The sequence below is a fragment of the Pseudomonas sp. JUb42 genome (genome assembly GCF_024807945.1).
In the GTDB taxonomy this organism is placed as follows: domain Bacteria; phylum Pseudomonadota; class Gammaproteobacteria; order Pseudomonadales; family Pseudomonadaceae; genus Aquipseudomonas.
This window is the reverse complement of the sequence record NZ_JANUFD010000012.1, coordinates 181,351-193,899: the sequence shown is the minus strand read 5'-3', so window position 1 is coordinate 193,899 and position 12,549 is coordinate 181,351. Positions and strand designations below refer to the sequence as shown.

Annotated in this window: 14 protein-coding genes; 5 read left to right on the top strand and 9 right to left on the bottom strand. The window is 54.3% G+C overall.

All coding sequences use genetic code 11. The annotated features are described in order from the left end of the window. The 3 genes from M2401_RS23295 to M2401_RS23280 all read right to left on the bottom strand — a co-directional run bounded on the left by M2401_RS23295 (nucleotide 1) and on the right by M2401_RS23280 (nucleotide 3,519). Nucleotides 1-1,356, bottom strand: a complete 1,356-nt coding sequence (locus M2401_RS23295; protein ID WP_259106193.1) for an MFS transporter — start codon at nucleotides 1,354-1,356, stop codon at nucleotides 1-3. Between the two features lie 298 nt (nucleotides 1,357-1,654). Next, nucleotides 1,655-2,674 carry a M10 family metallopeptidase C-terminal domain-containing protein gene (locus M2401_RS23290; protein WP_310504150.1) on the bottom strand — a complete coding sequence of 340 codons (1,020 nt, stop codon included), beginning with the start codon at nucleotides 2,672-2,674 and terminating at the stop codon, nucleotides 1,655-1,657. 107 nt (nucleotides 2,675-2,781) lie between these two features. Beyond that, nucleotides 2,782-3,519, bottom strand: coding sequence for a hypothetical protein (locus tag M2401_RS23280; RefSeq protein ID WP_259106192.1), 738 nt, complete (start codon nucleotides 3,517-3,519; stop codon nucleotides 2,782-2,784). Nucleotides 3,520-3,712: 193 nt separating this feature from the next. Here M2401_RS23280 and M2401_RS23275 point away from each other — a divergent pair, with 193 nt between their 5' ends. Then, complete coding sequence (locus tag M2401_RS23275; RefSeq protein ID WP_259106191.1) at nucleotides 3,713-3,949, top strand: acyl carrier protein; 237 nt, start codon at nucleotides 3,713-3,715, stop codon at nucleotides 3,947-3,949. A gap of 120 nt (nucleotides 3,950-4,069) precedes the next feature. Here the strand turns inward: M2401_RS23275 and M2401_RS23270 are convergent, their stop codons facing one another. From M2401_RS23270 to M2401_RS23255, 4 genes are all read right to left on the bottom strand, one after another. Beyond that, entirely contained in the window at nucleotides 4,070-5,566 is a 1,497-nt protein-coding gene (locus M2401_RS23270; RefSeq protein ID WP_259106190.1) for a sensor domain-containing diguanylate cyclase, read from the bottom strand. 174 nt (nucleotides 5,567-5,740) lie between these two features. Next, nucleotides 5,741-6,373, bottom strand: coding sequence for a hypothetical protein (locus M2401_RS23265; protein ID WP_259106189.1), 633 nt, complete (start codon nucleotides 6,371-6,373; stop codon nucleotides 5,741-5,743). Nucleotides 6,374-6,694: 321 nt separating this feature from the next. Further along, the gene (locus M2401_RS23260) at nucleotides 6,695-6,952 is read right to left on the bottom strand and encodes a DUF1652 domain-containing protein (protein ID WP_259106188.1); all 258 of its coding nucleotides are present in this window, start codon (nucleotides 6,950-6,952) and stop codon (nucleotides 6,695-6,697) included. Next, on the bottom strand, nucleotides 6,918-7,124 hold the full coding sequence (locus tag M2401_RS23255) for a hypothetical protein (RefSeq protein WP_259106301.1): 207 nt from the start codon (nucleotides 7,122-7,124) through the stop codon (nucleotides 6,918-6,920). The genes M2401_RS23260 and M2401_RS23255 overlap by 35 nt, the downstream gene beginning before the upstream one ends. Before the next feature lie 211 nt (nucleotides 7,125-7,335). Here M2401_RS23255 and M2401_RS23250 point away from each other — a divergent pair, with 211 nt between their 5' ends. Together M2401_RS23250 and vapC are read left to right on the top strand one after the other, a co-directional pair. After that, nucleotides 7,336-7,566 (top strand): antitoxin, encoded by a 231-nt coding sequence (locus tag M2401_RS23250; protein WP_259106187.1) that lies wholly within the window; start codon nucleotides 7,336-7,338, stop codon nucleotides 7,564-7,566. Then, nucleotides 7,566-7,970, top strand: a complete 405-nt coding sequence (gene vapC / locus M2401_RS23245; protein WP_259106186.1) for a tRNA(fMet)-specific endonuclease VapC — start codon at nucleotides 7,566-7,568, stop codon at nucleotides 7,968-7,970. The genes M2401_RS23250 and vapC overlap by 1 nt, the downstream gene beginning before the upstream one ends. Before the next feature lie 566 nt (nucleotides 7,971-8,536). Here vapC and M2401_RS23240 read toward each other — a convergent pair. Both M2401_RS23240 and M2401_RS23235 read right to left on the bottom strand, forming a co-directional pair. Next, nucleotides 8,537-9,130: a hypothetical protein gene (locus tag M2401_RS23240; RefSeq protein ID WP_259106185.1), complete on the bottom strand. Its 594-nt coding sequence runs from the start codon at nucleotides 9,128-9,130 to the stop codon at nucleotides 8,537-8,539. 91 nt (nucleotides 9,131-9,221) lie between these two features. Next, the gene (locus M2401_RS23235; RefSeq protein WP_259106184.1) at nucleotides 9,222-9,401 is read right to left on the bottom strand and encodes a hypothetical protein; all 180 of its coding nucleotides are present in this window, start codon (nucleotides 9,399-9,401) and stop codon (nucleotides 9,222-9,224) included. Between the two features lie 266 nt (nucleotides 9,402-9,667). On the opposite strand from M2401_RS23235, the gene M2401_RS23230 reads away from it, so the two are divergent. Together M2401_RS23230 and M2401_RS23225 are read left to right on the top strand one after the other, a co-directional pair. Next, a complete protein-coding gene (locus tag M2401_RS23230) occupies nucleotides 9,668-10,864 on the top strand; it encodes a 3'-5' exonuclease (RefSeq protein WP_259106183.1) in 1,197 nt (398 codons plus the stop codon). Between the two features lie 351 nt (nucleotides 10,865-11,215). Next, a complete protein-coding gene (locus M2401_RS23225) occupies nucleotides 11,216-12,145 on the top strand; it encodes a hypothetical protein (protein WP_259106182.1) in 930 nt (309 codons plus the stop codon). Nucleotides 12,146-12,549 lie beyond the last annotated feature (404 nt).

Below are 12,549 nucleotides of genomic sequence, written 5' to 3'. Positions count from 1 at the left end.
TTATTCTCCCTGGAAGGCCTGAGGCGGCACGCCCATCGGTTTGGCGTCGACCTGAGGCCGGCGGGCGCCAAGGGCGACCATCAACACCGCGGACATCAGCATCAGGCCGCCGACCACCATCATCGGAACCGAATAACTGCCGGTGTAATCCTTGAGTGCACCGGTCACGAAGCCCGCAGAAAAACCGGCGACGTTGCCGACGGTATTGATCAGCGCCACAGCAGCCGCCGCAGACGCGCCGGTTAGGAACTGGGTAGGCAGCGTCCAGAAATTGGGCAGCGCGGCGAAGATCGAACAGGCGGTGATGGTAATCACCGCGACAGTGGCGGTCGGCGACCCCATATACAGCGCCAGGGGGATACTCACTGCGCCAGTCAGGGCTGGCAGCGCAATGTGCCAGGTACGGCAGCCGCGCCGGGTCGCATCGCGGGACCACAGGTACAGCGCCACAGCCGCTGGCAGATACGGGATCGCGGTAATCAGGCCCTTCTCGAAGACGCTGAACGTGGTGCCGAACTGCGCCTGGAAGCCACCGATGATGGTGGGCAGGAAGAACGACAGCGCGTACAGCCCGTAGATGAAGCCGAAGTAGATCAGGCAAAGCATCCATACCCGGCCGTTGAGCATGGCCGCGCCGACACCGATGTGGTGCTTGCTGTTGGCTGACTCGCTGTGCTCGCGCTCCAGTTCGCCGATCAGCCAGGTTTTTTCTTCGCTGCTCAACCACTTGGCCTGGGAAGGATGATCGACCAGATAGAACCAGGCGATCAGACCCACGGCGATGGCCGGTAATGACACGCCGAGAAACATCACACGCCAGCCGGACAGGCCGAACAGACCGTCATGACCAATCAGCCAGGCCGCCAGTGGTGCACCGATGACAATGGTCAGCGGTTGCGCGAGGTAGAACAGCGCGAGGATCTTGCTGCGATAACGCGCCGGCACCCACAGGCTGAGAAACAGGATCGCCCCCGGGAAGAAACCGGCTTCGGCGATGCCGAGCAACAGGCGCAGGGTGTACAGGCCTTCGACACTGCTGACCCAGGTGAACAGCAACGAAACGATGCCCCAGGACACCATGATTCGCGCCAGCCACTTGCGGGCGCCGAACTTGTGCAACGCCAGATTGCTTGGCACCTCAAGCAGGATGTAGCCGATGAAGAAGATCCCCGAGGCCAGGCCGAATTGAGCAATGGTCAGGCCCAGATCCTGGGTCATGCCATTGGGGCCGGCAAACGAGATCGCCGTGCGGTCGAGGAAATTGATGAAAAACATGAGCGCCACGAATGGCACAAGGCGTAGGGAAATGCTGCGTATGGCCGATTGCTCGACCCGGGAAGCGGAGCTGTCATGCATGGCGTTTCTCCGACTCACCTACAGGCTCCGAGAGCTGGTGTGATGAGATGATGTTCTTATTGGGGCCACTGAAAGGCAGCGATCCAGACCTGGGCTCGGCGTCGCTAGGCAGGCGTTAAGCTTGGTTAAGTTCTAGCATGGTGTTTTTCATTTGTATACTGTGATGATGGTATGATCTCTTGCATTATTCGTAGCCGACACACAGCCCAAGCTCGGGAGGCCCTATCTAGAGCACCCGGACTAAGGCCTGACCGTGTATCGGCATTTTGAATTTATGCAGCGCGTTTAGAGCAAGTGATCAGACTGCTTCAGGTGGGGTCGGGACCAGCCCGATAAGTTCGATCTCGTTCTCAATGACCGCAGTGGTCTGGTTACTGTCAAAAATCACGCTGCCTGTGCTGAGTGCTTTGCGCACATCACCGGTGAAAAGAATTTCAAAGCTATGTCCTTCGGCATCCGGGTCCAGTGATTTGAGGGCAGTCTGCGTGCCAGCGGCATTGACGCTGAGCTTCAGCGTGCCATTGTGACCGTCGCCCAGGCCGGTGAAACCCAGCATGGACAGGTCAATCAAATCGCCCTCGGCGGCATGGAGGTCAGTGATGAGGTCGCGGTGGGTGACATCGGCGTCGACCCGAAAACTATCGGCCACGGTGGCGAAGAAGAAAGTATCTGCGCCGCTACCGCCGGTGAGCGTGTCGCCATCCAGACCGCCGACGATACGATCATCTCCGCCCGCACCGTTGAGCACATCGCGACCCATTTGCCCCGCCAGGGTTTCCTGGCCCCTGTCAGTGCCGGTCAGGACGTCGTCGAATTGGTCACGCTCCTCGAGATTCCAGAAGTTGGCATCGGTAAGCGTGGTGCGGTAATCACCCTGCAGGGCGACCTGGAAGTACTTAAGATCCTCGCCGGGAATATAGTCATGCTCATAGCTGCGCAAGTAAGTGCGGTCCAGCGCCTCGTTGTACACAAGATCAACTTTTCCACCATAACCATGACCTATTCCGTCCAGGCCGATACTTGTCAGATCAAGCTTGTCATGGGCGGGATCGAACCCCACGATCAAATCGCTATGGCCGCCGGTGCTGTCGGAATAACTGTCGCTCTCACTGGTAAAACGAAAGGTATCGTCCTGACTCCCGGCGATCAGGCGGTCGTTGCCAGCACCGCCGATCAACAGGCTGACGCCTTCGCCTTCGCCTGCTGTAAGTACGTCATTACCGGCGTTACCATAGAGAATGTTATTGCCTTCGACACCGTCGATGACATCGCTTTTAGTAGTGCCGTACCAGTCGGTGCGTTGGGTGAGCGATGGCATACTGCCCCCTTTTTATTCGATGATTATTGAAGGGAAACAAGGCTAGAACAGTACCGGGATATGACCAGGCGTAATGGATAAGCGGTACTTTTCACAATTACACGATGCTACTGCACCGGCAGGAAGTTCATCAGCAACAAACTCTGTGCGTAATTAAGCCCGATGCGCCGATAACGCTCATCGAGAATCTGCGCGAGCAAATCGAGGCGCGCGACGATCTTGCCAAACTCCACGGCGAAACTGAGATTACTGCCCTGCTCCGATATCTCGTTGGAGAACAGCATCAGCGCGCCATTGGCATCCTGGCGCTGGCTGAGCAGCCAGGTGGCCTTCTCGATATTGCGCGCGGCATTGCTGACAAACTGCGGATTGATCGAGTCAGTCATATAAAACTGTGTGCGCCCGCCATGGGCCGTCACCAACATGCTGCCAATCGCATAGATAAAAGCACCCACCCGATCACCACGAAACTCCGGACTCAAGGAATAACTCAAGGCCGCCAGATCACGCCGATCGCCCAGCGCAGGCAGCGCCTGACGCTGCTCAATCGCCCGACGAATCTCCCGGGCAGCCGTCACCGCATCGGTATACCCCGACAACCGCCACTGATTCGGGTTGCGCAGATACAGCTTGTTCATCAGCAGATACAGGCTCTGCAGATTGTCGTGCATGCCCAACGTCGCCACGCGATCCACCGTGGTCTGGAAAAACTCATCGGGTTTGCCATTGCTGAACTGCCGGGCAATGTCACGGCCGTCTTGTTGGGTGCAGGCTGTGGCACTGAGCACCAAGAGTACCGCCAGCGTTAGCGTCCGAGGTATATGAACAGGTGATCTTCGATCCATCGGCAGGCAATCTGACTCTTGCGTCCACGCCAGGGGCGGTGTGGTTGTGACAGAGATAGATCAGGGAAATGGCAGAAAGTGCGGCGCGCAGGCTGATTTACGAGTCAAACCTAGCATTTCTGACAGTTGTCGCGGTTGGTAATCAGGGGGAACATTGCGAGGCGTGTATTGACGAAGCAAGGCGAGGTGCACCATGGCAAGCGTGTTTGACAGACTCAAATCAATTATTGTCGATAAGCTGAATGTCGATGAATCAAAAGTCACCAAGGAAGCGAATTTCTCCACAGATCTGGGCGCCAACTCGCTTGCTCAAGTTGAGCTCGTGATGGCAATCGAAAAGGAATTCGACATTGAGATACCTGATGATGAGGTGAAGAATATCCCGACAGTGGGACAGACCGTTGATTTTATTCTAAAAAAATCCAGGTAATCCTAGTTGCCCAATGCGGGATAAAACCGGAAGTATTCAAACCCAGCCTCAGTCAACGACTGACGGTTGCTCCCGAGGACTATGCCACGCGCTTTACCGGCAAGTACCAACTACGCCTGATCAATGGCGATATCGATTGCGACCCGCCGCTTTCGCCCTGTATAGCGCCTGATCGGCGGCTTCGATAAAAGCAAGTATCGGCTCTAACTGCGGACCTGCCGCCGTGGCAATACCGATACTCATTGTCACGCGCGAGAAGGGACTGTTCGGGTGTGTAATGTTTTCCTGCTGCAGGCGGTCGATAATCAGTTGCGCTACTGCCGCCGCACCCTCGCTATCGGTGGCAGGCATGATGATTGCCATTTCCTCGCCACCATAACGCGCCAGCAGATCCGAGGGGCGGCGCACGCATGTCCGCAATAGCTTGCTCACCGCCTGCAGGCAGGCGTCTCCGGCAACGTGGCCGAGGGCATCATTGAACAGTTTGAAATGGTCGATATCGATCATCAGCAAGGCCAGAGTTGAGCTGTCGCGCTGTGCCCGGCGCGCTTGCACGGCCAGCGTTTCATCGAAACAGCGCCGGTTTGCCAGGCCGGTCAGCGCGTCCATCGTCGCCAATAACTCCAGTTGTTGGTTGGAGTCGAGTAACTGTTGCTGGGTGACATGCAACGCCTCTTCCGCCAGGGTTCGCCGACGTATATCCACAAGCAGGAACCAGCCAATCAGCCCGGTCAACCCCAGCAGCCCCGTCACCACCACAGCCGACAGCAACGCCTCGATACGCCATGCGGTGAGGGCTTCATCCTTGCCCAGCGCAACGGTAGTGATCAGTGGCAAGGTTTCGCTTTTACGGAAAGCATAAAGCCGCTCCACGCCGTCCAGACTGGAGGTGAACGAGGCGGTGCCGACTGTTTGATCGACGAGATACTTGGCGTAAATTGGCGTTTGGGAAAAGTTGCGCGCCATGTCCTGTTCGCGAAAGGGATAGCGCACCAGCAGCGTGCCATCGGTGAAGGACAAGCCGATTGCGCCATCCTGTCCTACATCGAGTTTACCGAACACGCGCAGGAAGTTTTCCACGCCCAGCGTCACGGCCACCACCCCGGCGAACTCGCCTCGGGCATCATTGAAACGGCGGCTGATGGTGACCACCCACTCCGAATTCGAACGGCTCCGGATCGGCGGGCCAATAAACGGCTCACGGTCGGGATTGTCACGATGATGAGTGAAATAGGCACGATCGCGGCTGTTGGCGCCCACCGGAATCGGCCGGTTGGAGGACATCAGCCAGTGACCCTGATTGTCATAGACAGTGATACCACTGAGTTGCGGCATCAGTGGCTGCTGCCTGTCAATCAGCGCACGGATTCGCTGGATTTGCACGGGGCCACTGCCTTCGTTTTCCAGACGTTCGACCAGTCCGAGCAACAGCAGCGAGCTTTGCCGGACGATGCCTTCAGTGTAAGTGCCAAGCGCCTGAGTCAGGTTCAGGCCATGAACGTTCACCTCCGCCAGCGCTCGGTCGCGGGACGAGAGGACTTTCCAGATCGTCAGTGAAGTCAGGGAACAGCCGATCACAAAGAGCAAGAGCATTAAAAGGCGGGTATCACGCTTCAAGTCAGCACCTTAAGGAAGCCCGGTTTCCATTCCAGTCATCATTCGAACGTCGGCACTCACTGCGGCCACGTTTGTCGCGGTGCAAGCATACAAGCAGTCTGTTACAGCTGCAGCATCAAGGTGTACAGCATGATCACGCCAGTTGCGAGCCAGCGCTGGCAGAACGTGTTTCTTTCATTTGTCCAGATTCAACAGTTCGTGCATCCGCTTCCCGAATATTCCCCGCAACCACGCAGCGTGAAACTCCATTTCCTGCAGAGAGGTGCCGTCACCCAATTGATATTCGAACACCTTGCCCTTGTGCCCCTGATACACGACACGGAAGTGACCATGCCGGTCAAATGCCGCAACAACGTAGGGACGGATGTAACTGATGTCGCTAAAGGGCACACGCACTTCGACGGGTTTGCGGCCGCGACGGGTAACCGTCAGGGTAAGCAGTTGCTGGCTTTCGTCGAACGTGAAGGCCTGCACTTGAGGCTCAGAGGCCATCCACGCGAAGAACACAGCAATGAGCACTGCAATGCCAAGCAGGAACAGGATAAGCGGCGAGCCCGTGAGGCTCGACTCATGACTGGCCGGCACACCATGTATCGCTTCAAGTCCGTTGATGAGCATCATCGCCAGCCCGTAGCCCGGCACAAGCAAAAGCAGCGCAAGGTAGAAACCAAAAATGCCCAGGCCATTGCTGCCAACGACCGATATGCTCGGGCCGTAGTGCCATACAGGTGGGTGGGAAGCAGGATTTTCAACATTTGCCGCAGCTGACGGCGTTGCCACAAGGTGAGGGGGGCGTTGGCGATTCATCCAGCAGGCTCCTGAGATTGCAGCGTAGAAGGTAGCACTACTGCTGGACAGTCCAGCTCAGGATGATCGGGCTTTTTTACTGCATTTACTTGTCAGCGGTCTCCTGGGAGAGTCACGCACAGTCACGCCCTCCGGCGTCCTGCCGAGGTATGCGAAAGTGATATTTCTCGAGGTGCCTGCTGATCGCCTGGTTCGCGGAATATTTCAGTCAGGGCAGGGCTTTAGCCGCGTAGAAGATATATCGCTCTGGCCCAGAACGGATTGAGTCAACTTTCTATCATGATCCAACCCCGGCCCAGCGCCAGGCTTTTCGTACCTGCCCTACCCCATTCGCTTCATGGATAACTCCATATTACTCATGAGGTCTCTCTGCTCTCTCAGCGAGAGCACCAACTTGGCTATGGATCTACTGGTAGTAAGCTCAGACAAAGGCATGTTTGCTACATACAGCTCGATATCACCTGATTCGGGATTGATGAGTTTCACCGAGAAGCTGTCGTTCGCACCGATGATGCATTCGCACCTTGAGGGTAAAAACGCTGTTTCAAGAACTCGCTGAATATCTAGTTTTGAATGCATCGTGCGTCCTCTGCTGGCCAATAGTTTCATCAAGAATAGACAACCCTACGCCGATTTGTTGCAGATCAATACCCGCCCCAGCGCCGGGCTTTTTCGTTCTGGCATCAACGCTAATGAAAAAGAGCACCCCATGCATGGCGCGGGGTGCAAAACCCGCTAATAACTGCAACATAGACAGGCGCCCACTGCAAACGATGCCTGATTGTGGTGAACCGAAAACAGCAATTACCCGCAAAAGTCCCTCCGGCGCGGCCCTGAAAAGTCCCTGCCAGCCGTCGCAACCATCGCTCACACATCATCAAACCTCTAATGTATATTCCATTAACATATCCCGATCCGGCGCTGCGATAAAACCTACATTTGAGTCACCCGAGAGGTTCATCATGGAACAAGGTTCCGTATTTCAGAGCAATCGCAGCCAGGCAGTACGTCTGCCTAAAGCTGTCGCCCTACCCGACGATGTGAAGCGCGTTGATGTGGTCGTGGTCGGTCGCACCAGAATCATCACGCCTGCCGGTGAATCATGGGATAGCTGGTTTGATGGCGAAGGCGTTACCGCTGACTTCATGGTCGAGCGTGAGCAACCCGCCGATCAGGAGCGTGAAGCCTTCTGATGCTCAAGTTCATGCTCGATACCCATATCTGCATCTTCACCATCAAAAATCGACCACAGCCGGTGCGTGAGGTTTTCAAACGACATCATGGGCAGATGTGCATCAGCGCAGTCACGCTCATGGAAATGATCTACGGAGCCGAAAAGTCCGCAAATCCTGAACGAAATCTGGCAGACGTCGAAGGGTTTGCGGCTCGCCTGGAAGTTCTGAAATACGATCAGGAGGCAGCGGCACATACCGGCCAACTGCGCGCTGAACTGGCCAGAGCTGGAACGCCTAGTGGCCCCTACGACCAGATGATTGCCGGGCATGCTCGCTCACAGGGACTGATTCTAGCCACCAATAATCGTCGCGAATTTGATCGGGTACCTGGCCTCAGGGTCGAGGATTGGGTCGCAGAATGAAGTCCCGCAAAACGCCCGCCCATGAAAAAGCCCAACCTGAAAAGATTGGGCTAAGTCACTGAAAAATATGGTCGGGACGGAGTGATTCGAACACTCGACCCCTAGCACCCCATGCTACCGTCAAGACTCACATAACCCTATGATTTAATTGAAATACATAGACATCCGAGCAAGCCAAATAATCCGTTTTATTGTGGTTACGCAAACGAAAACACGCGATCTCCAGCGCAGGTTTTGCGCAAGCTCGCACCCCTCCCCCGGCGTCCTGCCGACACACAATTCCCAATCCCAACCGTCACCCTTTCTTCCATCGAGTCACACAGGACTCAGATAAATGTGCGGATTAGCAGGAGTATTAGAAAAGGGGCTTTTAAAGGGCTGGAGGGGTGCTTTCCCCCCCTGAAATCCCCCAAAAAATCTCATTTGGTACAAAAAGTGGTACGAGATTCCCGCCTATACCAGCAACGGAGCTGAGAGCCGAATTGTCCGAAGAGCAGAAGCCCCCCGGCAAGGAGCCCCGTGTAGCTAAAATGGAGGCTGCCGCAACTTCCCTCAGTCAGGCGTCATTACTTAATAATCTCCAGATCTTCATAAGAGCCATTTCTGACCAAGCAATAAAAGCTAACAGGCTGAGAAGAACCTGAAAATTCGTAATACCTCGCATTTACCTTCAAACGGTCAACGCCGCCGACATTGCTTTGACCTTCAACAATCCAGTCCCTGATGCTAGCTGTAGATTGCGACGATCCAGCACCGGATATCCTTTTCTGAAGGTCTTTGACGCAAAGGTTTACTAGGTCACTGCGCGTATTAGGTCTGTAGGCAGCTGTCAGATTCACGACACAAGTCTGAGTACCTGTAATGACAGCGGCAAGATCCTTCGACTCCATTCGGCCCGCGACCTCTTTGGTTGTCAGTATCGAGCCGACCTGTGTATTTAACGACTCCTGCATTTTTGCTGTAAAATCGACTCCTTGGGATTTGTCTGTATCCGTGTTAGCGACTTGGTATGCGCCTTTGAACACGGCGCCAGCTTCAGTTGAATAGCCAAGCCCACAAGCTTTAATGGCCTGATCAACTGGCGTCACTGACGAATATGGCGAAAGCCCAGAGCACGCGCTAAGAAACAAAAGGGTGAACAAAAAAGCGATCCAACGCATAGGTAATTCCCTTTATCAACATAATGTCTACTTGACATCATAACATCAGTAATTTTGCCATCCAGCCTTATAAGTCACCCTATGACCGATATCACTCAGGCACCTCGGCGGCCTGCCCGTCCAGGCCGTGCGTGCAATCGCCCAGATACTGGATGCGGCCGTCGGTGACGAATGAATGGCAGATCTTGCCGAACCGGTTGGCGTACACCGAGTCTCTCCCGCCCTTCGCGTACATCGCGTCGTACTCGGCTTCTTCCTTCGGTGTCATCACGGCGCGCCCATCCGGTGCGCCAGCGGTCCAGGCCAGTACCGAAGGCGTGAACGTCGGCGCGTCAGGATCGCCGCTGTAGCCCCACGCCAAAAATGCTGGAGGGGTACTGCCGACTTCAGGTGGTTTCCGGTCGGGCGCGAGGTGGGCAATGGCGGAGTCAGCAGCCTAGGCTGATACCCGTGATTCTTCGTAAATCTGAATCTTACCGACCGTCTACCCTTGTAAAACGAGATATCGCCCGCAGCTTCGTTAGGCTGTGGTGAACAGTGAACACCTGCCCTAAATTCACCTACAAGATCGAAGGTGACATTTCTCCTCAGTACATCACCGAAGCTTTCTACAGCGCTGCGTCGTATATGGAAAATCTGGGCTTGGACGTCTTCGAAGCCATCCGGGCGATGCGCTTGCCAAAGGGCGATGTGGATCGAGATTTCTTCCATGCGTTGGCAATCTACTGGAATGATTTTACCCGCATGCTGTTCAACATGACCCCGCCGGTAATGACGTTCAATACCATGTTCGCCATCTTCAGCGAGCGTAAGCCGCACAATCTCAAAGCGCTCTCACAGGGCGTGCTAAAACCCATGACGACTCTGCTTGTTGACGAGTTTCAGGATGTCGGTGCCAACACTATATCGTGGATTCGTGCGACCTTCGCCGAGATCGAAAGGCGCAATTTGACAGTTCCCACCAACGGTTCACCAGCCTACGCTTCGCTTATGGCAGTAGGTGATGACTGGCAGAGTATCTACGGCTGGCGAGGTAGCTCTCCTCACTACCTCATCGATTTTGACAAGGTGTTCGAGTCGCCTGAGCCGAATCAGGTGCTCATGCAAGAGAACCATCGCTCCCATCAGATGGTGATTGATGCAGCAGAGGAAATTGTCAAACGCACCCCTGGAGGCGTTCCCAACAAGCAAGGGGTTGCGAAAAACAATTCCGTAATGGGGCACCAAGTGCCAGTTGAAGTCCGGGAACTGAACTGGAAGCAAATCGCTGCTGACGTTGAACGACATTACCACGCCGGAGACTCGATACTCGTCCTCACGCGCTCAAACTCCGTCAAGGATGAGGCACGCGACGAACTTGAGGACTTGCTTGATAGGGCAAGGATGGAGAAACGCTCAAACCAGATAAAATTTCTTACCTACCATTCAGCCAAGGGTCTCCAAGCAAAGGCTGTATTTCTACTCGGTGACTGTGACCTGAAAACTTCCTCGCCCTCAAAGAACGACCTATACGCGCAGGCTGCTCTGAATCGAATAGGTGATCCGTGTGGATATGACACCGCGCAGGGCGAGGAAGCACTCCGTACGGCCTATGTAGCGATCACCCGCGCCATCACCTACTGCTACTGGTATCTGGATGATGAGTCGAGACCGGCAATTCAGAGGGCCAGCCGACATATCCAGTCGGCACAGCCGTATTGGAATGTAGTAAAGGCCCCCGTCCCTGCTTCGTAGCCATGAAAAGGTAGTCAGGAGATGTGTTCAGACAAGCTTTTGTGTACGCGCTAGCCACAGGCTTCCGAGTTTTTCGCTAGGCAGGAGCAATCCATACTGAGGCCGGCGCCGATCCCAAAATGGATGCCGACGGAATATCCATTGAGTCCGTCATCTTAAATAGGAATAGCGGGCACAAGATATAAGCGGAACAGCCGTATCACCTTCCATAGCGCTTCCGAGTCGCTAGAAGCTATCCTAGCCTTTGAAAGGTGTGAGAAAACCCCTAACGAGGCTGTGGGCTCAGTACGTGGCAGATTAATTCAATCTCAAACGTTTGATGAGGTTCTAGTGACGCATACTCAGGAGCAGATGGAAGACCTACGCGCGGGATTCAGCCGCATTATGGGTGACCAGAAAGAACGATTCACCGGTAGTGGCATCCCTCCGTTACTTTTGGAGTTGGGCTTAGCGGACTTCACTTCGGCCCCGAGCAAACGTGAAAAGCTTCAAGGTGCTGTTGAGGCCTCCAGCAATAGCCAGATTTTGGCTGCGGCCATAAAAGCCCTTACTATATTAAAATTGACTTACTCCGAAAGATGCTTTTTACAGGAGATGATTTGGCTGGACTTCCCCTATCCTGTTATTCCCACCCGTTTCAGACGAGATGCCGCGTCACAGTTATCCAAAATAAATCTAAGCATAGATCACAAAGGCTTTTATAATTGCTTATCTGAATTCTGGCCTATTCACGAAACTAAATTTATCGACTTTGATTCTTATGATGGTACCGCAACGCTGCGCGAAAAAATTATGCGCCACTACGTAGAAGGCAATGATTGGAACGCACATAAACTCTTCGACGAACTAGGAGCATTCCAAACTAGCAACGCAAGATTCGTCGTCTTTCTAGAAGGACTTGTATCTTCCAGCGTTCGTCCTGACGAAGACGCGCAGCGTGAATTCATCGTGCTGGTGAACCAAGCTTTGCAGCCCTGCGGAGTCCGATTCGTTGAGACGCTGGCGGATGACGGCTATCTGGCGCCTTCTCTTGAATATATCAGCTCCGGCCAACGCGGCTCGCCTAAAAATCTAATTTTTGCCTCAGCTGATAAACCTGATCTTCGGTTTCGCGACGCGCTTGATAACGACGTTGAAATTGTTTCAAACGCTGACAAGGTGCTTATTTACGACCGCACCATAAAAAAAGTGGATTGCTATGGCGAGATATCCAGACATGGTGGTCTGAAACTCAGGATATATCTCAAGAAGATGCTAAGCGTAGCCTTTACTCCCGATTAAAGAAGAGCCTACCCAAGAACTCCCCTCCCCAGATGCTTGCCTTTACGTCATTTTTTAAAGCTTTCGGCGCTGATAGTTATAACCTCCCTGCACTATTGCCAGAGGTCTGGCTCCATTGGGATCCACAGACGGTATCGGAGCGTGGGAAAGCCGCACTGCTACGATTTAGGATGGACTTCTTCCTATTGCTCCCTGGTGGCGTCAGAGTCGTGATAGAGGTGGACGGAAAGCACCATTATGCTAATTCCGATGGCCGCGCCGACCCTCAAGCATATTCGGAAATGATGGCAGCAGACCGGTCACTGAGGTTGGCCGGATATGAAGTCTATCGCTTCGGTGGATATGAATTGACTCAAGATGGAGCAAAAGACGTTTTAATAGACTTCTACAGGTCGCTCTTTGCT

What these genes read in the sequence shown, in the direction of transcription:
- M2401_RS23295 (WP_259106193.1), bottom strand. Translation starts at nt 1,356, where the DNA reads ATGCATGACAGCTCCGCTTCCCGGGTCGAGCAATCGGCCATACGCAGC.
- M2401_RS23290 (WP_310504150.1), bottom strand. Translation starts at nt 2,674, where the DNA reads ATGCCATCGCTCACCCAACGCACCGACTGGTACGGCACTACTAAAAGC.
- M2401_RS23280 (WP_259106192.1), bottom strand. Translation starts at nt 3,519, where the DNA reads ATGGATCGAAGATCACCTGTTCATATACCTCGGACGCTAACGCTGGCG.
- M2401_RS23275 (WP_259106191.1), top strand. Translation starts at nt 3,713, where the DNA reads ATGGCAAGCGTGTTTGACAGACTCAAATCAATTATTGTCGATAAGCTG.
- M2401_RS23265 (WP_259106189.1), bottom strand. Translation starts at nt 6,373, where the DNA reads ATGAATCGCCAACGCCCCCCTCACCTTGTGGCAACGCCGTCAGCTGCG.
- M2401_RS23260 (WP_259106188.1), bottom strand. Translation starts at nt 6,952, where the DNA reads ATGCATTCAAAACTAGATATTCAGCGAGTTCTTGAAACAGCGTTTTTA.
- M2401_RS23255 (WP_259106301.1), bottom strand. Translation starts at nt 7,124, where the DNA reads ATGTTGCAGTTATTAGCGGGTTTTGCACCCCGCGCCATGCATGGGGTG.
- M2401_RS23250 (WP_259106187.1), top strand. Translation starts at nt 7,336, where the DNA reads ATGGAACAAGGTTCCGTATTTCAGAGCAATCGCAGCCAGGCAGTACGT.
- vapC (WP_259106186.1), top strand. Translation starts at nt 7,566, where the DNA reads ATGCTCAAGTTCATGCTCGATACCCATATCTGCATCTTCACCATCAAA.
- M2401_RS23240 (WP_259106185.1), bottom strand. Translation starts at nt 9,130, where the DNA reads ATGCGTTGGATCGCTTTTTTGTTCACCCTTTTGTTTCTTAGCGCGTGC.
- M2401_RS23225 (WP_259106182.1), top strand. Translation starts at nt 11,216, where the DNA reads ATGGAAGACCTACGCGCGGGATTCAGCCGCATTATGGGTGACCAGAAA.